This window comes from Streptococcus oralis subsp. dentisani (assembly GCF_007475365.1).
GTDB classification, from domain to species: domain Bacteria; phylum Bacillota; class Bacilli; order Lactobacillales; family Streptococcaceae; genus Streptococcus; species Streptococcus mitis_AX.
Genome location: NZ_CP034442.1, coordinates 1755719 through 1776253, shown reverse-complemented (window position 1 = coordinate 1776253; position 20535 = coordinate 1755719). Strand labels below are relative to the sequence as shown.

Annotated in this window: 17 protein-coding genes and 1 other RNA gene; 2 read left to right on the top strand and 16 right to left on the bottom strand. The window is 41.7% G+C overall.

Annotation, left to right across the window (positions count from 1 at the left end; all coding sequences use genetic code 11):
- Positions 1-30: 30 nt before the first annotated feature.
- From fni to EJF26_RS09000, 12 genes are all read right to left on the bottom strand, one after another.
- Entirely contained in the window at positions 31-1032 is a 1002-nt protein-coding gene (gene fni / locus EJF26_RS09055; protein WP_000210643.1) for a type 2 isopentenyl-diphosphate Delta-isomerase, read from the bottom strand.
- Positions 1016-2023 carry a phosphomevalonate kinase gene (locus EJF26_RS09050; protein WP_000562386.1) on the bottom strand — a complete coding sequence of 336 codons (1008 nt, stop codon included), beginning with the start codon at positions 2021-2023 and terminating at the stop codon, positions 1016-1018. Before EJF26_RS09050 ends, fni begins: the two co-directional genes overlap by 17 nt.
- Positions 2010-2963, bottom strand: coding sequence for a diphosphomevalonate decarboxylase (mvaD, locus tag EJF26_RS09045; RefSeq protein ID WP_000373464.1), 954 nt, complete (start codon positions 2961-2963; stop codon positions 2010-2012). Before mvaD ends, EJF26_RS09050 begins: the two co-directional genes overlap by 14 nt.
- Positions 2945-3823, bottom strand: a complete 879-nt coding sequence (gene mvk, locus EJF26_RS09040) for a mevalonate kinase (RefSeq protein WP_000163310.1) — start codon at positions 3821-3823, stop codon at positions 2945-2947. Before mvk ends, mvaD begins: the two co-directional genes overlap by 19 nt.
- Before the next feature lie 119 nt (positions 3824-3942).
- On the bottom strand, positions 3943-4923 hold the full coding sequence (locus EJF26_RS09035; RefSeq protein ID WP_000670350.1) for a cell wall-binding repeat-containing protein: 981 nt from the start codon (positions 4921-4923) through the stop codon (positions 3943-3945).
- 98 nt (positions 4924-5021) lie between these two features.
- Positions 5022-5711 carry a response regulator transcription factor gene (locus tag EJF26_RS09030; protein WP_000518003.1) on the bottom strand — a complete coding sequence of 230 codons (690 nt, stop codon included), beginning with the start codon at positions 5709-5711 and terminating at the stop codon, positions 5022-5024.
- 11 nt (positions 5712-5722) lie between these two features.
- Positions 5723-7147, bottom strand: coding sequence for an NADP-dependent phosphogluconate dehydrogenase (gene gndA, locus EJF26_RS09025; protein ID WP_000158801.1), 1425 nt, complete (start codon positions 7145-7147; stop codon positions 5723-5725).
- 75 nt (positions 7148-7222) lie between these two features.
- Positions 7223-8671 carry a cell division site-positioning protein MapZ gene (mapZ, locus tag EJF26_RS09020; RefSeq protein ID WP_000039118.1) on the bottom strand — a complete coding sequence of 483 codons (1449 nt, stop codon included), beginning with the start codon at positions 8669-8671 and terminating at the stop codon, positions 7223-7225.
- Between the two features lie 12 nt (positions 8672-8683).
- A complete protein-coding gene (locus EJF26_RS09015; RefSeq protein ID WP_000711364.1) occupies positions 8684-9841 on the bottom strand; it encodes a THUMP domain-containing class I SAM-dependent RNA methyltransferase in 1158 nt (385 codons plus the stop codon).
- Between the two features lie 84 nt (positions 9842-9925).
- An RNA gene (rnpB, locus tag EJF26_RS09010) (RNase P RNA component class B) lies at positions 9926-10307 on the bottom strand.
- Between the two features lie 20 nt (positions 10308-10327).
- The gene (gpsB, locus tag EJF26_RS09005) at positions 10328-10657 is read right to left on the bottom strand and encodes a cell division regulator GpsB (protein WP_000146526.1); all 330 of its coding nucleotides are present in this window, start codon (positions 10655-10657) and stop codon (positions 10328-10330) included.
- A 69-nt stretch (positions 10658-10726) separates the two neighbouring features.
- A complete protein-coding gene (locus tag EJF26_RS09000; RefSeq protein ID WP_000205314.1) occupies positions 10727-11254 on the bottom strand; it encodes an SLOG family protein in 528 nt (175 codons plus the stop codon).
- Positions 11255-11320: 66 nt separating this feature from the next.
- On the opposite strand from EJF26_RS09000, the gene recU reads away from it, so the two are divergent.
- The gene (recU, locus tag EJF26_RS08995) at positions 11321-11917 is read left to right on the top strand and encodes a Holliday junction resolvase RecU (protein WP_000248772.1); all 597 of its coding nucleotides are present in this window, start codon (positions 11321-11323) and stop codon (positions 11915-11917) included.
- Complete coding sequence (gene pbp1a / locus EJF26_RS08990) at positions 11914-14076, top strand: penicillin-binding protein PBP1A (RefSeq protein WP_001041836.1); 2163 nt, start codon at positions 11914-11916, stop codon at positions 14074-14076. The genes recU and pbp1a overlap by 4 nt, the downstream gene beginning before the upstream one ends.
- Before the next feature lie 169 nt (positions 14077-14245).
- Here pbp1a and EJF26_RS08985 read toward each other — a convergent pair whose 3' ends face one another.
- From EJF26_RS08985 to EJF26_RS08970, 4 genes are all read right to left on the bottom strand, one after another.
- Positions 14246-16228 (bottom strand): peptide ABC transporter substrate-binding protein, encoded by a 1983-nt coding sequence (locus tag EJF26_RS08985; protein ID WP_000842553.1) that lies wholly within the window; start codon positions 16226-16228, stop codon positions 14246-14248.
- Between the two features lie 662 nt (positions 16229-16890).
- The gene (locus EJF26_RS08980) at positions 16891-18075 is read right to left on the bottom strand and encodes a UDP-N-acetyl glucosamine 2-epimerase (RefSeq protein ID WP_000702706.1); all 1185 of its coding nucleotides are present in this window, start codon (positions 18073-18075) and stop codon (positions 16891-16893) included.
- Complete coding sequence (locus tag EJF26_RS08975; RefSeq protein ID WP_001130553.1) at positions 18076-19305, bottom strand: capsular polysaccharide biosynthesis protein CapF; 1230 nt, start codon at positions 19303-19305, stop codon at positions 18076-18078.
- An 18-nt stretch (positions 19306-19323) separates the two neighbouring features.
- The gene (locus EJF26_RS08970) at positions 19324-20535 is read right to left on the bottom strand and encodes a nucleotide sugar dehydrogenase (RefSeq protein ID WP_000685089.1); all 1212 of its coding nucleotides are present in this window, start codon (positions 20533-20535) and stop codon (positions 19324-19326) included.

Genomic DNA, 20535 nt, shown 5'->3' with positions numbered 1-20535 from the left:
AAAAAGGACGGGTTTCTTGTCCCGACCTCTTTAGATCTGATCATTCGCTTCTTTTAGTTTTCCATATAGAATGTAGTCTACTTTTTGCAGATCAGCTATGGTGGCACAATTAAGGGCACACATGATCAAGCGTAAATCTGCTTTCCAACCTTGGATAATGCTAATCACTTCTTCGACTGAGTAGGTTTCAACCAATTCCAGAACGGTTCGTGACAATCCCACAGCCTTGGCTCCAAAGACCAAGCACTTAATCATATCAAGCGGGTTCCGAACCCCTCCACTGACCAAGAGTTCGACCTTATCTTTCCAGTCTTGAGCATTGAGAAGGGCTTGCATAGTGGACTGCCCCCATTGATTGAGGTAATCACGCTGGCCACTGCGACGGTTTTCGATATAGGCAAAGCTGGTGCCACCACGACCTGACAGGTCAACAGTTCGAATACCCAGTTCATAGGCTCTCTCGATGGTCTTCATATCCATTCCAAAACCCACTTCCTTTAAAACGATAGGAACAGGGATTTGCTTGCTGTAGTCTGCCAAATGCGATTGCCAGCTTCGAAACTTTCTTTCTCCCTCAGGCATGAGTAATTCCTGCATGACATTAACATGCACTTGGAGGAGAAGGGGATTCATCTCTTCTACAGTCTGAAGTCCTAGTTCAACAGGCTTGTCCAAGCCAATATTGGTTCCAAGAAGGAGATTTGGATGGCTAGTCTTGACAGAAAAAGAGTCATCTGTCAGATCTTTGAGGGCTGCGCTATAAGATCCCGTCACAAACAAAATCCCACAGGCTTCTGCCACCTGAGCCAGCTTTTGATTGATTTCTCTCCCCTTATCGCTTCCACCCGTCATGGCATTGATATAAAAAGGAAAGTCCCACTTTCGACCTGCAAACTCTGTAGACAAATCAATCTCATCCAGGTCATAAAGAGGCAGGGAAGAATGAATCAACTCCACCTCATCAAAGCTATTATAAGAACTTTTCTGCTCAAGGGCATAGCGGATGTGCTCGTCCTTACGATTTGTCGTCATGTCCTATCCTTTCTTGGTATAAGAGCTCAATCCCCAGATTGGCCCAACGGTTTTTTAAGGTTTCAGTTGATTGCTCATCAAAACTCAAGGCAATGCCACAGTCACCACCACCAGCGCCACTACTCTTGGCAACAGCCAGCAAATCTTGACTGGCTTCTTTCAACTGTCTCAGCGAAGGTGTGTAAATATCTGAGCTCAAGCCTTCTAAAAGTTGACTGGCTGTTTCCAGCTGCTCGATGATTTTTTCTGCCTTCCCCTGCTCCAAGGCTTCTACCAAAGTAGCCACTGTTGCTTTTGAGGAAGTTAAAAAATTCTGGTTTATGTTTTGCTTGATTTGCTGGACCATTTGACTCGATACGGCCACTTCCTTGGTCCATCCCACTAAGAAATCACATTCTAGACCTGGTTTTACTTGTGAGATAGAAAAGCCCCAATCACGCTCTAAAACTGTCGACAATTTTTCTTCTTCCAACCAAGCAGCTATCTTCTTTCGATCAAATGACTGGTAGAGAACCAAATCCTCTGCTACGATACAGGCAAGGTCTCCCATAGAACCATTGTCGCCTCGCTTGAGCAAGACCGCGCTAGCCAGCTTGAACAAGAGTTCCTGATCAACCGTAATATCATATAGAGCCAGCAGGGCCTTGATCACCAAGACAACGATACTACCGCTAGAGCCTAGACCAAACTTTTTGCCTTCCCGTTCCATTTTTCCACGAATTTCCAAAGAAAAAGGTCTCAAGGTTTGCCCACGATCAGCGAGGAAGTCATTCACCAAAGCAATTGTTTCTTGAATCAAACTGTAGGCAGGATTTGGTGTCAAGTCCACTGCAAAATCAAACAGATCTGAATAGATACGGTAGCTATCAGAAAAGGCAATCTCTCCCCTCATATAGATAGGTATCGCCTTTATCAAGGCAAACTGTCCTGGCTCTAGAATAGCATATTCACCTGCCCAATAGAGTTTCCCGCAAGTTTTAACAGCAATCATCTTGGCTCAAATCCTTTGTTTTTGACACAATCAAGCGGTAACGTTGACCGAAAATTTCTGATAAATGCTCCAAGTCTTTCTCCTGACAGAGGACTTTGACATTGGGACCGGCATCCATGGTAAAGTAGCAGGCTTCCCCTTGCTCACGAAGCTGGCGGACAAAGTCCATCGCTTCATAAGTCGCATCCGTTAGATAAGAAAAGGCTGGACTAGCAGTTTTTGTCGTAGCGTGCATGGCTAGGGCATTCCTCTCCGTTAATTCCCCAACCTTGGCAAAATCATTCTCTTTGAGATAAACAAGCATCTCCTGATAATCTTTCTCAGACTGGCGAACCCAATCATCAAAAGTCGTCGAGGTTTCCACACAAAGTTTCATTCCATCACGGCTAGAAATTGGTTTTTTCTTATCCTCTAACACCAACATAATCATAGCTAGTTTCAGGTCTGTATCAACAGAGTAAATTTCCCCACTATCCTTATCCCAGGCACCTAGTGGTCCATAAAAGCTCCGAGAGGAAGAACCTGAGGCAAACTTAGCTTCCTGCGCCAACTGGCTCCGATTCAAACCAAGCTTGAAATAAGCATTACAGGCCTTGACCAAGGCGGACAAACCGCTAGAACTGGATGACAAGCCCGCTGCGGTAGGCATATTGTTTTGGGTATCAATACGGACAAAACCTTCCCCAGCCGGACGGTAACGGTCAATGATTTTGCTCATCTTGGCATGCTCAGCATCATTTTGTAACTGACCATTGATATAAAAGGCATCAGCAGTCGCATCCGTCGGTAGAGGCGACAAGGTCGTTTCTGTGTACATGTTTTCCAAAGTCAGAGAGATGCTGCTAGTAGCAGGAACCATCTCTTTTTCTTTTTTCTTTCCCCAATATTTGATAATGGCAATATTTGCGTAGGAACGTACTGTTACAGGCTCTCGATCCATGTCTGAATAGCTCCTTTCTCTTCTAATCGTTTTGCTAGTTCTTGTACGTGTGTCAAATTGGTTGCCAAGGCGATGATACAGCCTCCTAGCCCACCACCACTCATCTTGGCACCTAGAGCACCATGGCTCAGAGCCGTTTCAACGAGGGAGTCTGCCTCAGGGCTACTAACACCAATTTCTTTTAAATGTAAATGCGCTTGACTGAGGATTTGTCCCAGTCCCTCAGCATCTTTTCGTCTAATTGCCTCTTCTGCCTGCTGGGTCAATTCTCCCAGGGCATGCAAAAACGGCAGAGCATCCTTCCCCTTGCTTTGAACCACTTGGATGGCTTCACGAGTGTGACCATACACACCTGTATCTGCAATCACCAAATAGGCAGATAGGTTCATCTCAAGTTCTGTAAAACCAACATTCTTGATAAAGCGAATAGGCTGGTCACTGAGACAGGTCTTAGCATCCAACCCGCTTGGATTCATATGGGCAATCATTTCAGCCCGATTGACCAAGATTTCTAGTACATCATGAGGCAGGTCGGCTTGATAGTAGTCAAAAACTGCTCGAATAGCTGCTATGCTGATAGCTGCTGACGAACCCATTCCCCGTTTTTCAGGGATAGCAGAGTCAATCACACAGCGAATGCAGGCTTCTTTGATATCCAAATACTCCAGCGAGGCATATACCGCCATGGACAAGGTATCCTCCTCATAAAGACGCCACGGACTTTCAGCAGGGACCACCTTACATGTCACCTCCACCTCTAAGAGAGGCAGAGAAATGGCAGGATAGCCGTATACGACAGCGTGCTCTCCTATTAAAATAATCTTACTATGTGCCTGACCGACACCAACTTTTTTTGTCATGTTTTCCTTCAACTAGACGAAAAGACCGTCTTACTTTTCATACAGTAGTATTTTCTCCTATCTATTTTATTATATTTTCACAAAAAAAGCGATTGTTTCCTTCACAATCGCCTCTTTCATTATTGGACCCATTCGCCATTATAGTTGACGTAGTAGCCATCCACTCTTGTACTAACTGCTAAAGCGCCTGAGCTATAAGCATAGTACCATTTGCCATTGACCTGGAACCAACCTGTCTTCATGTCACCATTATTTGCATGTAAGTAATACCAAGTCGAACCATCCTTAATCCAACCAGTTGCCATAGCTCCTGATGGACGGAGATAGTACCACTTGTTACCGACATAAGCCCAGCCTGTCTTCATATCTCCATTTTTAGCATCTAGATAATACCAAGTCGAACCATCTTTAATCCAACTAGTTGCCATAGCTCCCGATGAGCGGAGGTAGTACCACTTATTACCTAGATATTGCCAACCAGTTTGCATAATACCAGTTGTTGGATCTAGGTAATACCAAGTCGAATCATCGTTTATCCAACCCGCACGTCTTTCACCACCAAGGTAGTCTTTCCCTGAATGACCTGTTTTTGCTAGATAGTACCAGTTAGATTGATCGTAGAGCCAACCTGTTTTTAAAGAATGATCTTCATTAAAGTAATAATTTGCTAATTTAAGAACTTCTGGACCTTCAAAGCCTTCACCATATTTTTTACCAACAGTTAATGAATCCTTAACCTCTAATTGTTGCCAGCCAACAAATTCTTGTAAAACCCCATCTTGATCAAAGTAGTACCATTTATATTGAAGGCCAATTTCGAAAACTGGACGATTATCAAATAAATCATCACGATAACCCGTCCCAGGAATTTCTAAGTATTGCCAACCGACTACCATTTCTCCATCATCATCAAAATAGTAGGTTTTACCGTCTATTTTATGCCAATAGATCGCTTTATGGTCATCTTTTATATAGTATTTTCTATTGTCCTTATCAACAAACTGTCCACCTGTGGTATCCGCCAATACTGTACTTGTCGCTAACAGACCAAGAAAGAAGACTGCTAGTGCGACTTGCATGATTTTTTTCAAGAATTTCATTTTAGTATCCTCCGCAACTGATTGTAGCAAAGACTTTACCGTATGTCAATATATAGGAATTCCTCAAAAAAAGCAGTTACACAACTGCAACTGCTTTTCTATTCTTGCATGGTGTAACCAACACCACGCACTGTTTTAATGTAGCTTTTTTGACCTTTTACATCAAGCTTGCTACGTAGATAACGGATATAAACATCCACGATATTGGTTTCTGTCGCACTTTCGTACTTCCAAACACTTTCCAACAACTGCTCACGAGTCAAGACCTTCTTGCTTCCCATGAGAGTGGCCAAAAGGTCATACTCACGGCGCGTCAGAGCAATCATCTCCTCGCCACGATAAACGGTATGATGTTCTACATCCATACGCAGATTGCGGTAAGACGTTGGGACCTTCATCTGACTACAGTGTTGGTCGATAAAGTCCCGACCTCGGAAAATCGCTGAAATACGAGCCACCAGCTGATCAATAATCACTGGCTTATAGATGTAAGAAACGGCGAAGCGCTGGATTGTCTCAATCTGGTCTTGCAATTCTTCGCGATGGTCCAAGACCATGATCACTGAGGCAGGTTTTATCCGACTCAGCCTCTCTGCAAAATCCTGGGCCGTCATATCCCCCAGACGAGCATTCAGTAAAATCAAGTCATAATCTGTCTGGAGAGCCATGGAGAGAGCTTTTTGCCCCTCCTCAACCAGATCAACACGGTATTGCTCTTTTTGGAGTTCCAGACTGAGAAAATGAGCGAGATTTCGTTCTTTCTCAAGTAATAAAATCCGTTTCCCCATGGCAGACCTACTTATTTTTCGTCATACCAAGAGTAGTGGAATGTTCCTTCTTTGTCTTTACGTTGGTAAGTGTGGGCACCAAAGTAGTCACGTTGCGCTTGGATCAAGTTAGCTGGAAGGTCTGCTGAACGATAGCTATCAAAGTAAGTAATAGCTGCTGAGAAGGTTGGTACTGGTACACCAGCTTGAACCGCAAGAGCTACGATATCACGCACTGCTTGTTGGTACTTAGCAGTAACATCCAAGAAGTACTCATCCAAGAGAAGGTTTGCAAGGTCTGCATCACGGTTGTAGGCATCTGTGATCTTTTGCAAGAAACGAGAACGGATGATACAACCATCACGCCAGATAGATGCGATGTCCGCAAATGGCAAGTTCCAGTTGTTTTCTTTAGAAGCCACACGCAATTGAGCAAAACCTTGTGCGTAAGAAATGATTTTTGAGAAGTAAAGCGCTTGACGGATCTTTTCGATCAACTCAGCCTTGTCACCTTCAAATTTGAAAGCAGCTGGCTTTGGAAGAACCTTGCTGGCATGTACACGTTCTTCTTTGTAAGTTGAGATATAGCGCGCAAATACAGACTCAGTGATCAGTGACAATGGTACACCAAGGTCAAGTGATGATTGGCTAGTCCATTTACCAGTTCCCTTGTTGCCTGCAGCATCAAGGATATAGTCTACGATTGGTCCCTCTTGGCCTTCATCATCTTTACGGCTCAAGATATCAGCTGTGATCTCGATCAAGTAGCTGTCCAATTCACCCTTGTTCCACTCAGTAAAGATTTCAGCCATGTCTTCTGCAGAAAGGCCGAGCAAGTGTTGCATGAGGTCGAAGCTTTCTGCGATCAATTGCATGTCACCATACTCGATACCGTTGTGGACCATTTTCACATAGTGACCAGCTCCATCAGGACCGATGTAAGTCACACATGGTTTACCATCTTCTGGCGCTTTAGCAGAGATTTCTTCGAGAACATCTGCCACCAATTCATAAGCTTCTTTTTGTCCACCAGGCATGATAGAAGGACCTTCGAGGGCACCTTTTTCACCACCAGAAACCCCTGTACCGATAAAGTTGATACCAGAGTTTGCCAATTCTTCATTACGACGGATGGTATCTTTGTAGAAAGTATTTCCTCCATCAATCAAGATATCACCCTTGTCAAGGTGTGGAAGAAGGGCTTGGATAGTTGCATCTGTACCAGGTCCAGCTTGAACCATGAGCATGATACGACGAGGTTTTTCGATAGATTGAACGAAAGACTCTACATCGTAACTAGGTACAAAGTTCTTTTCAGGATGGCAGGCAATTACGTCTTCTGTTTTTTCTTTACTACGGTTGTAAATGGCAACTGTATAGCCACGAGATTCGATATTTAGGGCAAGGTTACGACCCATTACGGCCATACCTACGACACCAAAGTTAGCTTTTGTCATGTGACACTCCTCTTGTTTAATATGTTTTATTTTATCATTTTTACCTATGAAAGGAAAGAATTTTGTAACGGACTCCTAGTAATCCAAATCATCTGCATGACCAGCTCCATTACCGACAAAGTACCCAGTCTTACAGTTGAGGGTGAAGAGATAGGTTCCATCTGGTTTGTAGAGGTTGTAATAACCATTTCCGTTTACGATATTGACCCGTTCTAGGATATATTGATTACCAGTGATATAGCCACGAACGCGTGACGTTGCTAGGATTTGTTCCAATACACCATCCGCAAACGTCCAAGCAGGGTTGTTGCTATCCTCTACAGCTGATTGGTTGTACGGTACACGACTAGCACTTCTTTGAAGATTGACACCATCGCTAGACAAACCTCCACTTTCTGGTCTGCTGGCAGGTGCTGAACTTGATGAAGCAGACGAACTGCTCGTACTGCTATCAGTCGTTGTACTTGAACTTTCCTGACTACTGCTACTTGAACTTGAACTAGAGGCGCTTGTTTGCTGGCTCTTACCAAGGCTAATGGCCTTATCTAACAGTTTATCTAGCTCTGTATTTCCTGTTTTAATTTCTGTAAATTTAGCATCTGCCTTGACCTTTGCATTGGTATCCAAGACACCATCAGTAATTGCTGGAGTTTCAAACTGATTATTCACTTCTTGCACAGCCTTGATTTGAGCTTCTAAACTATCATACTTAGACTTGGCCAGAGTGTGCTCTCGGCTACCTTCGAGTTTATCTAGTTGAGCCTTGAGTTGGTTCAACTTGTCAAACTGACTATTTTTCAAGGCTGTTTTATTAGCATCCGTATAAAAAGCATCGTAGAGAGTATTAAACTCTTGTAGAGCCGCCTGTGTTTCTTGATTGCTAGAAGATGATTGAGAAGACTGGATAGCTTGGTTGGAGCGATTTACTTGGCGATAGATATAGTAACTACCTGCCAAGATAAGGGCTGCTGCCAAGGCTGAACCGATAACAAACACGCGCTTCTTTTTAGAATTAGAAACTGTTTCGGGTTCTGCCTGAGCTGAGCGTGAAAGTAGAGCTGTCTCTTCCCCTTCTTTCTCATCAGCAATCTCTGCCGGCTCTTGCTTTTCCAACACAAGCGGTTCCAAGTCTTGATTTTCCTCTCCCAAAGGAGGCAAAATCACATCCGAGCTTGTAGTTTCCACTGAGTCTGACACCGTTTCTTCTGAAACTGTTTCGGGTTCCTCTATGATTGGTGCCGACTCTTCAGTGATTTCTGAGACTTCCTGTGTCAATTCTTCTTGAGCCTGAGCTTCCTGCAGTTCTTCTTTTTTAAATTGACGTGTTTCAAACTTGTCGGCTTCGATTTCCTCGCGGTGCTGTTTGATGTATTTATCCAAGATATTGTCCTCAGGCAATACTCCAGCTTCAACTTCTTCATTTTTACGGATGACTTGACCAACTGTCAGATCTTTCGCCTCGTCAAAATCAAATTTGGATTCTTGATGCTCTTTTTTATGACGATTGTGTCTTTTTTTACTCATCTGTCTTCCTTTCTACTTTACCTCTTGGCGCTTCACACGCTGACCAAAGTATTGATACAAATCCACTTTTAAGGTTCCGTTATAAAGTTTGCGCTTTTTATCCGCTGGGCTTCCGTACTTACTTTCAAAAGCTTCGTCACTCGTCAGGATAAATTTGCTCCAGGTTTTCAGTGGGGCAAAGACCTGCCCCATTTCTGCATAGAGCTTTGTAACTCCTGCATCATCAGACAAGCGCTCCCCATATGGTGGATTGGAAATGATGACGCCATTGATCTTGTCTGAGTGCAAGTCCTGTACCCGCATTTGTTTAAAAGTGATATCACCAGCCACACCAGCTGCTTGAGCATTGGCCTTAGCAATCTCAACCATCCGAGCATCAATATCACAACCCATAATATCCAATTCTATCTCACGATCGATTTTCTTAGCCGCCTCTGTGCGAACTTCCTGGATTAACCGATCGCTAACCCAGTTCCATTCTTCAAAAGCAAAGGAACGGCGAAGCCCAGGGGCCATATTTTTAGCTATCATAGCCGCCTCGATACAGAAAGTTCCTGAACCACAGGTCGGATCAATTAAAGGCTTGTCTGGATACCAGTTAGAAAGTTGTAAAATGGCTGACGCCATATTTTCCTTGATAGGCGCTCCACCCTTTTCCGTACGATAACCTCGTTTAAAAAGGCTAGAACCTGTCGTGTCAATCATGACAGTTGCCACATCTTTCAGAATAGATACCTCAATCTTAAACTCAGGACCAGCTTCCATCAAGGGAATTCCTTCTGGGCGGGCATAGTGTTTTTGCAGTTTCTTGACAACTGCTTTCTTGGAAATAGCCTGGACACTAGGCTCATTGTGAAGTTTAGACTTGACACATTTGGCCTTTGAAATAGGGAAACATGCCCCGAGCGGGAGATAGTTTTCCCAATCTAGAGCAAAAACGCCTTGGAAAAGTTCTTCAAAGGTCTTAGCCGGAAAGCTCCCAACTACAATCTTGATGCGGTCAGCTGCTCGAAGCCAAAGATTGGTCTCAATAATTGCCTTCACATCTCCTTGAAAACGGACACGGCCGTTTTCAACCTGGCAATCATAGCCTAACTCTCGCACCTCACGTCCAACGACAGCCTCGAGCCCCGCTGCAGCAGTTGCGATTAAATTAAATTCTTTTTTCATTTTACAGTCTTGTAAGACCTTTCTTTTGTACACTTTAAAAAATGAGGTTGAGAAAAAGTTCTCAGCCCCAACCTATATGCAATTTTCTATAAGCCATGTTTTGTTCCAGAAGTGACTAGGACCACTTCCTTCGATAATCATCTGTCTACCACTAGCAGCCTATAACTGATAGCAGTCAGAGTACTACGTTCGTTTCCGTGCACTCCATGCCCCGACCGAAATTTGGGTTGCTAGCTTGAGGGGTTTACCGCGTTCCACTCTCTCCGTTTCCAGAAAGACTCCGTCACTGTGGCACTTTCAAGCCTACTCTGACTTATCCGAAGACTTAGCCATTTCGACTGCCGTAACGATCTCTCGTCCCTAGGCTTATGGTTTCGCCTAGCACAAACACTACAGGCATCACAGCCTGTGCTAGCATGGACTTTCCTCATGAAAAGGGATTCTCTTCACGCGATTATCCAAAAATTGCATCAAATAGACACCTGATTATAACTCAGAATTGTCTACGATTTGCTTACCGAATACTTCTTTTTCAAGTCGATTCAATCGTTTCAAAATATCAAAATTTGTCATTGGAGTAGAACTTGTTACTTCGATAGAACTTTGTTGAGTAGAGCTTGCCTGTGGCTTGTTAGACAATTCCTCCTTCAAATCAGCAATCTCCTGACGAAGAGATTTGACCAAAGCTGCGTAAGTCTCATAATCCTTGATCACATCATCTAGGAACTCGTCTACCTCTGCCTTACTATATCCGCGAACTTCACGTCCAAACTCTTGTTCAAAAATATCTTTTGCTGAAAAAATAATACTTGCCATTTCTCTCTCCATTCTTGATTGCTATTCTTATTATATAAAAAAAGACAAACAAAAATCAAGGTCAAAGCCTCACTTTTCGGAAAAATTTTCCACTATTTCGTTCAGATCCTCAAATGTTAATCTTTTTGTAATATAGCCTTCTTGATTTTTCATCATCTGGTAAAAATACTGTAACTTGGTTTCCTTTTCTTCGTCGTAAAAAAGGTAACAAGTATCTGTATTTTCCAGCAGGAATTTCTGATAATCGCGTAGTTGTCCCTTATGTTCATATTGTGGATAGGCATATTTGACAAAGTCAACCTGCTTAAACTCACTAAGTTCGATTTTATTGGCTTCATTCCAATTACTGCCATGGGTTTCAAAATCAAAAATGGTCGCTAACTGAAAGCTATAGTCTGCTTGCATGTCTTTCGCCACTTGAAGTACCCAGTGCTCAAAGCCCAGAGTTCCTGTAAAGACAAGCCAGGTCACCCCTTCCTCCGCTAAACGTTCCAGGTCTCTCCGAATGGCTGTCTTGATAATATCAACGCGAATATCCTTGTCATTAAAGAGACCAAGGTCGAAGGCTGAATAACCTAAAATCAAGGCTGTTGTCATTTTTAACCCTTTCTTTGTAAATTTATGATATAATAGAGTGATGTTATTGTACCAATAAGGAGAATTATGGTCAACTATCCACATAAACTTTCATCACAGAAAAGACAATTACCCCCGTCACAAACTAAAAATTTCGCAAATCGGGGAATGTCTTTTGAAAAGATGATCAACGCTACGAACGACTACTATTTGTCGCATGGGTTAGCAGTTATTCACAAGAAACCGACTCCCATCCAAATCGTACGTGTCGACTATCCCCAACGAAGTCGAGCCAAGATCGTTGAAGCCTACTTTAGACAGGCCTCAACGACTGACTATTCAGGGGTTTATGATGGATACTACATCGACTTTGAAGCAAAGGAAACCAGGCAAAAACATGCGATTCCGATGAAGAATTTTCATCTCCATCAGATCCAGCATATGGAACAAGTTCTTGCCCAGAAAGGAATCTGCTTTGTCCTCCTTCACTTTTCTTCTCAGCAAGAAACCTACTTATTGCCGGCCATTGATTTGATTCGTTTTTATCATCAAGATAGAGGACAAAAGTCAATGCCACTTGGATATATTCGAGAAAATGGATATAAGATTGAACAAGGCGCTTTTCCTCAAATTCCCTATCTCGACGTTATCAAAGAACATTTACTAGGTGGTAAAACAAGATGAACAAACAAACTTTCCTGCGGATAGCTAAGTATGTCAGTATCTGCCTTTTGACCTTATTTATCGCAGCTATTATGCTAGGCGGAGGCCTCTTTCTCTACTATGTGAGCAAGGCTCCAGCCCTATCCGAAAGCAAGCTAGTCGCAACGACTTCTAGTAAGATTTATGACAGCAATGATGAACTTATCGCTGATCTTGGGTCAGAGCGCCGTGTCAATGCACAGGCTAATGAAATCCCTACGGAGCTGGTCAATGCGATTGTTTCGATTGAAGACCATCGTTTCTTCAGTCACCGAGGAATAGATACCATTCGTATCCTCGGTGCTTCCTTACGAAATCTTCGAGGTGGTGGTGGTCTTCAGGGTGGTTCTACCTTGACACAGCAGTTAATCAAGCTGACCTATTTCTCTACGTCAACTTCTGATCAGACCCTTTCTCGTAAGGCACAGGAAGCCTGGTTAGCCTTTCAGCTAGAACAAAAAGCGACCAAACAAGAGATTCTAACTTACTACATCAATAAGGTCTACATGTCAAATGGTAACTACGGAATGCAGACAGCTGCTCAAAATTACTATGGCAAAGACCTCAAAGATTTAAGTTTGCCACAATTGGCTCTCCTAGCTGGAATGCCCCAAGCTCCAAATCAGTATGACCCCTACTCTCATCCAGAAGCGGCACAAGAACGCCGAGATCTGGTTCTCTCCGAGATGAAGGGACAAGGTTACATTACTGCCGAACAATACGAAAAAGCTATTAACACTCCGATTACAGACGGACTTCAAAGTCTAAAATCTGCTAATAGCTATCCTCCGTATATGGACAATTACCTCAAAGAAGTAATTGACCAAGTCGAACAAGAAACGGGCTACAACCTTTTGACAACGGGAATGGAAGTTTATACCAATGTCGATCCTAAAGTCCAACAACGTCTCTGGGATATCTACAATACCGACGAATATGTTAATTACCCAGATGATGAATTGCAAGTGGCTTCAACTATCGTAGATGTCACAAACGGGAAAGTCATCGCTCAATTAGGTGCCCGTCACCAATCAAGCAATGTTTCCTTCGGTATGAACCAAGCTGTTGAAACCAACCGTGACTGGGGTTCAACCATGAAACCCATCACAGATTACGCGCCAGCCTTGGAGTATGACATCTACGACTCAACTGCTTCTATCGTTCATGACGTACCATATAACTATCCTGGCACCAACACACCTGTTTATAACTGGGATAGAGGTTATTTTGGAAATATTACATTACAGTATGCCCTTCAACAGTCACGAAACGTCCCAGCCGTTGAAACTTTGAATAAGGTTGGACTAGATCGTGCTAAGACCTTCCTAAATGGACTCGGTATTGACTATCCAGATATGCACTATGCCAACGCGATTTCAAGTAACACAACCGAATCTAACAAAAAGTATGGAGCAAGTAGCGAGAAAATGGCTGCTGCTTATTCTGCTTTTGCAAACGGTGGTATCTACCGTAAACCGATGTATGTTAACAAGGTCGTCTTTAGTGACGGTAGCTCAAAAGAATTCTCTGACCCTGGTACTCGGGCAATGAAAGAAACTACTGCCTACATGATGACAGAAATGATGAAAACGGTTCTAACCTACGGAACTGGTCGTGGTGCCTACCTATCATGGTTACCACAAGCTGGTAAGACTGGTACATCAAACTATACAGATGATGAAATCGAGAAATACATCAAGAACTCTGGTTATGTAGCTCCAGACGAAATGTTTGTCGGCTATACTCGTAAATATTCAATGGCTGTCTGGACCGGTTACTCTAACCGACTTACTCCTATCGTTGGTGATGGCTTCTACGTTGCAGCTAAGGTCTACCGTTCAATGATGACCTATCTCTCAACTGATGATCACCCAGGGGATTGGACCATGCCTGAAGGCCTTTACAGAAGCGGAGAATTTGTCTTTAAGAATGGAGCACGCAATACGTGGACCCCTTCATCATCTACTCAACAAAGTTCCACATCTGAAAGTTCTAGCTCAACATCTGAGAGTTCGACTTCTCAATCAAGCGCAACTTCTCCAAGCACAAGTAGTAGCGCAAATAGTAATCCTAACAATAATAATACGCAACAATCAAATATCATCCCTGGTCAACAAAATCCCCAACCAGTACAACCATAATTACAAGAAAACTCCTGAGATCAGTATAATCTCAGGAGTTTTTGCTTGTTTGATACACTATTCTATCTGTCTGCTACTCAGACTTGAGTAAAAGAAAAAGATTGAAGAAAATTGTCCAAAATGGACTTTTTCTCCAATCTGGAGCTGACTTATCGTCAGCTCTTTTTCATTATTTCACATGTTTTGCGAGATCTTCTTGAGCCTTTTTATTTGACTCTTCTTTTTCTTTCAACCATTTTTCTTGAGCTTTTTGGTATTCTTCTGCTGTCACTGGTTTATCTTGTACATCTAGGTATTTATACAAGAGGGCTTCGCTCGTACCCTTGTTACCTGAGTAAGCAAACGGAAGAGTAAATGGCACCATCTTAGACAACATTGGACGACCAGTTTTAGAAGTTGTTGGGATGAGCAAGGCGCTGTCTGTCAACCAAGCTTGGGCAGCTGCATACTTTTCATAACGTTTTGAAACGTCATTCACTTCTTCACCAGCTTCCACAACCATTTTTTCGTAATCTTCCAAACCAACCTGCTTAGCCGCAGCATTGTTGGTTCCAGAGTCAAATCCTAGGTAAGTCTTTGTATTTTCTCCGACAGATGGCTTGATGATATCAAGGTAGGTAGATGGATCCGCAAAGTCTGGAGCCCAACCAACGTTATCTGAGATATCCCAGTCTTCACCAGCAGCAGTCTCGGCAAAGTAAGTGATGTTCAATACATCATCTTTTTGAAGTTGTTGGATATCCACAACTACATTATCTGTTCCCAAAGTTGCTTCAAGTGACTGTTTCAAAGATTGCACACGTTGAACTTTTGTTGTGTTTGTTTGGTCCACAGGCATATCCAAGTGGATTGGGAATTTCACACCTTCTGCTTGAAGAGCTGTCTTAGCCTTTGCGAATTCTGCTTTGGCTTTTTCTGGATTGTAGAGACCATCTTGGGCATCATCCAAGTTCACGTTGCTCCACTCGTCACCGTATGTCACCAATTTTTCTTTGACCAACTCACCAAAGTTTTTGCCATCTGCTTGAACAAATGTAGGTGGAACAAACAAGTTACGAAGCAGTTTAGTCGCACCACTTGCACCGTTTACTTGAGAGGCATAGGCAGTTCTATCAAAACCAAAAGCAAGAGCTTGACGGAAATCTTTGTTTAGAAGAGCTTTCTTGGTTGATGTTTTTTCTTCATCCGTTGTCTTAGAAGTATACTTATAAGACTGGCGATCAATATTCGTACCTACTAAATAAGTAGTCGAATCCTGTTGGGTATAAACGATGTTATCTTTAAATGATTTCTCAATCTCTGGGTAGCTAGCGCTTGTTGGGAAGAGACGTGCCATAGTAAAGCTTCCATCCTTGAAGGCTTCAGCCGGTTTGTTGGTATCTTGACCATCCCAGAATGATAATTTAACCTTATCGATATGGACATTGTCCTTATCCCAGTAGTTAGGATTTTTCGCAAATTCAACAGAAGATTTGGCTACAATCGATTTGAGTAAGAATGGTCCATTATAGAGAATACTACTAGGATCTGTCCCTTTGGCGAAATCATCCCCTTTAGAGTTCAAAAACTCTTCGTTAACTGGAGCCATTACCCCCATTGTTGTCTTAGAATTCCAGAAGCTTTCTGGTTTGTTCAAAGTGTACTGAACTGTCTGATCATCCAGAGCCTTAATTCCTACTTGTGAGAAATCTTTGATTTCCCCTTTTACATAGGCGTCCAATCCTTTGATCGATTCTTGGACAAGGTAAAGAGCATCTGATTTTTTATCAGCCGCATACTTAAGTCCTGTTACAAAGTCTTGAGCTTTGACTGCCGCGTATTCTTCACCTTCAGAAGTATACCATTTTGCATCCTTACGGATAGTATAAGTGTAAGTCAATCCATCCTTGGATACAGACCAATCCTCAGCCATAGACGGCACAAAGTTCCCGTAGCGATCATTTTCTAGCAAACCATCAACCACGTTACTGGTAATATCTGCTGTCGCAGCCTTACCAGTTGTCAAATAGTTCAGGTTGTCAGGGTCTGTTTCATAAATGTATGAGAATGTCTTCTCTCCTTTAGCGCTTGAACCTGATCCAGAACAAGCAGCTAAAACACCAGATGCCAATAAAGTTATACCCGCAAGAGCAAATAGTTTTGAACTTTTCATCATTTTCTCCTTTAAAAACTTTTCCCCCATTATAAACCCTTTTCAAAAAGATGTCAACAGAATTTTCAGAATTTTTGTGTTAGTTTGGTATATTCTGAAAAGACAAACATTCTAAAATGAAATTCATATTTAATTGTACAAAAAATATCTCCATGTTAAACTTGCAGTTGCTACAAAACCAGTAGAAGAACATAGAGATACAAAATCATTATACATCAAAAGGTAAACCACTGATAATAACTGAACGTTAATTCATTGAGCGATGGAAATCAGGGGAGAAATCTCATCGTTACATTACTGGGCTCTTTTTTTGGAAAAGCTTGCTTCTATCCCTAACCAATCAACAAAGCAGATATGAGGTCATTCGTTAGCTGACCAACCAAAAGCTGTCAATGAAGCCCTGTTAGGAATCCTACAGAAGCGTTTGGTGAAGAAAGCACCCACTACACTCATCCCTGTTGTTTATGGGGGAGAGAAACTAATGAAAATCACATTTGCCTTATCCGCAGATTATTTCCTAGAAAAGCAAAACAGTAACTAGAAGACCAGCCACTCAAATATAATCTTGGAGTAACAATGATCCTAAAAAGATATTCAACTACAAGACTAGCTCTTAGAGAAATTATCTCAAGTAACCAACTTGAAACTTGAAATTTAACATTCTATCTTTTTCTCCAAACCATCCTGTCTACAATACCTGTATAACTCTGTATTATTTTAACAACTTTAGTAGAGACATTTTCCTCCACATAGTCTGGAACTGGAAGACCAAAATCTCCATCTCCATGCAAACTAACAGCAGTTTCAACTGCTTGAAGAAGAGACTTTTCATCAATTCCTGCCAAAACAAATCCTGCTTTGTCCAAGGACTCAGGACGTTCTGTACTAGTACGGATACAAACAGCTGGGAAGGGATTACCTTGACTAGTAAAGAAACTACTTTCTTCTGGTAAAGTTCCCGAATCAGACACTACAGCAAAAGCATTCATCTGCAAGCAATTGTAATCATGGAATCCCAGCGGTTCATGCTGAATCACACGCTTATCTAACTCAAAACCGCTCTCTTTTAATTTTTTCTTAGATCGAGGATGACAAGAATACAAGATTGGCATATTATACTTTACAGCTAGTTTATTAATAGCTGTAAAGAGTGAAATAAAATTCTTATCTGTATCAATATTTTCCTCACGATGCGCTGAAAGTAAGATATACTTTCCTTTTTCCAATCCCAAACGTTTATGGATATCTGACGATTCAATAGCAGCTAAATTTTTATGTAAGACTTCTGCCATAGGAGAACCTGTCACATAAGTTCGCTCCTTAGGTAAACCACACTCATGTAAATACTTACGAGCATGTTCAGAGTAGGCTAGATTGACATCTGAAATAATATCCACAATACGACGATTGGTCTCCTCTGGCAGGCACTCATCCTTACAGCGATTCCCTGCTTCCATATGAAAAATTGGGATATGCAAACGCTTTGCTGCAATAGCTGATAAACAAGAATTCGTATCTCCCAAAATCAATAGAGCATCTGGTTTGATTTGATTCATCAATTTATAAGAAGTATTGATAATATTCCCTATAGTAGCACCAAGATCATCTCCAACAGAATCCATATAAACATCAGGAGCATCCAAACCTAAATCATCAAAGAAAATACCATTTAGATTGTAATCATAGTTCTGCCCGGTATGTGCCAAAATCACATCGAAATACTTACGACACTTAGTAATAACACTACTTAGACGAATAATCTCTGGACGCGTCCCCACAACAATCAATAACTTAAGTCTGCCATTATTCAAGAAACGAATATCGCTATAATCTGTTCTAATCTTCATTTATTTCTCCACTGGTTCAAAAAAAGTATCTGGATGGTTAGGATCAAAGGATTCATTAGCCCACATAACCGTAACTAAATTTTCTGTATCAGAAAGATTAATGATATTATGAGCATATCCTGGTACCATATGTATAGCTTCGATCTTATCTCCTGATACTTCAAAATTGAAAATAGGGTATTCTTGTCCGTTCTCATCCAACCCTATTCGTCTTTCTTGGATCAAAGCACGACCTGACACAACCATAAAAAATTCCCACTTGGAGTGATGCCAATGCTGTCCCTTAGTAATACCTGGTTTAGAAATATTAACTGAAAATTGTCCCGCTCCCTCTGTTTTTAACAACTCAGTAAAACTACCTCGTTCATCCACATTCATCTTGAGTGGAAACTTAAATTTATCTACTGGTAGATAAGATAGGTAGGTCGAGTAAAGTTTCTTAGCAAAGGAACCACGAGGAATTTCTGGCATAATTAGACTATCGGGCTGTTTTTTAAATGTCTCTAATAGAGTAACAATTTCGCCTAAAGTTGTACGATAAGTTGTTGGAACGTAACAATAAGTTCCCAATGGGTTAGGCAAAACCTGCAGACCTTCTAAATCACAACGATGAGGATGTCCCTCTAAAGCAGCCAAACACTCCATTATCAAATCATCTATATAAAGCAAATCCAATTCTACACTTGGATCATTCACCTGAATAGGTAGGTCGTGAGCCAAATTATAACAGAAGGTTGCCACTGCGGAGTTATAGTTAGGACGACACCATTTGCCATAGAGATTTGGAAAGCGATAAACTAAAACAGTTGCTCCCGTTCTCTTTTCATATTTGAAGAATAACTCCTCCCCTGCTAGTTTAGATTGTCCGTAGACAGAACCTGTAAAACGCCCTTCTAGGCTTGCTTGAGTAGAACTAGAGAGTAAGATAGGACAAGTATTTCTATACTTTTCCAAAGTATCCAATAGTATACTAGAAAATCCATAATTCCCCTCCATGAACTCATCAGGATTCTGAGGTCTATTGACACCCGCTAGATGGAATACAAAATCTGCCTTCTTACAATATTCTTCCAAAAAAGCAGGATCTGTATCGCGATCATACTGAAAAATCTCCCCTATTTCCAATCCTGGTCGGGTCTTATCCCGTCCGTCCTTCAAAGCTTCTAGGGTACAAATGAGGTTTTTCCCCACAAACCCTTTGGACCCAGTCACTAAAATGTTTAACGGCATGTTTATACCTCCATATACTTAATCTCTCTGAAAAATATCTCGTGTGTAAACCTTTTCGAATACATCATATAAAGAACTTTCCATACGATTGGCAACAATCACTTGACTACTAGACTTGAAAGATTCCAAATCATTGACGACCTGACTACCAAAGAAAAAGCTCTGATTTTCCAAGGTTGGTTCATAGATAATTACTTCTACACCTTTGGCCTTTAAACATTTTATAACACCTTGGATTGATGATTGACGGAAATTATCCGAACCACTCTTCATAGTTAAGCGGTAAACACCTATTATGATTGTTTGATTACCGTCTGAAAGCTCCAACGCCTTTTTCAAAATACGATCGGCAATAAAATACTTGCGAGTACGGTTACTTTCTACAATAGCTGTCATCATATTTTGTGGTACATCATGATAATTCGCCAGCAACTGCTTACTATCTTTGGGAAGACAATAACCTCCATAACCAAATGACGGATTGTTATAATGGCTACCAATTCGTGGATCTAACCCTACTCCATCAATGATGGATTTAGTGTCCAATCCCTTCATCTCCGCATAGGTATCCAATTCGTTAAAGTAAGAAACCCGCAAAGCCAAATAGGTGTTGGCAAATAGTTTGACTGCTTCTGCCTCTGTTACACCCATAATTAAAGTCTCAACATCAGGTTTAAGTGAACCTTCCTGCAAAAGAGTTGCAAACCGCTCAGCCTGAACTACCTGCTCCGTATCTCTCAAATCTGCTCCAACGATGATTCGACTAGGATAGAGATTATCATAAAGTGCTTTAGACTCCCGTAAAAATTCAGGACTAAAGAGAATCTTAACTTGCCCAAAACGTGTTCGGAGACTTTCTGTATATCCCACAGGAATTGTGGATTTTATGACAATGGTCGCCTTCAAATTAACCGCAATAATCTGCTCAATAACTGCTTCCACAACAGATGTATCAAAATAATTTTTTTTACTGTCATAGTTAGTTGGAACAGCAACTATGACAAAGTCAGCATCTCGATAAGCTTCATTACCATCTAATGTTGCAACTAGGTCTAATTCCTTTTCCACTAAATAAGTTTCAATATCATCATCCTTAATGGGAGATTGGCGACGATTGATAAGCTCTACTTTTTCAGGAATAACATCTACCGCTATAACCTTATGATATTGCGCTAATAGAATTGCAATAGATAAACCCACATAACCTGTCCCTGCTACTGCTATTTTCAT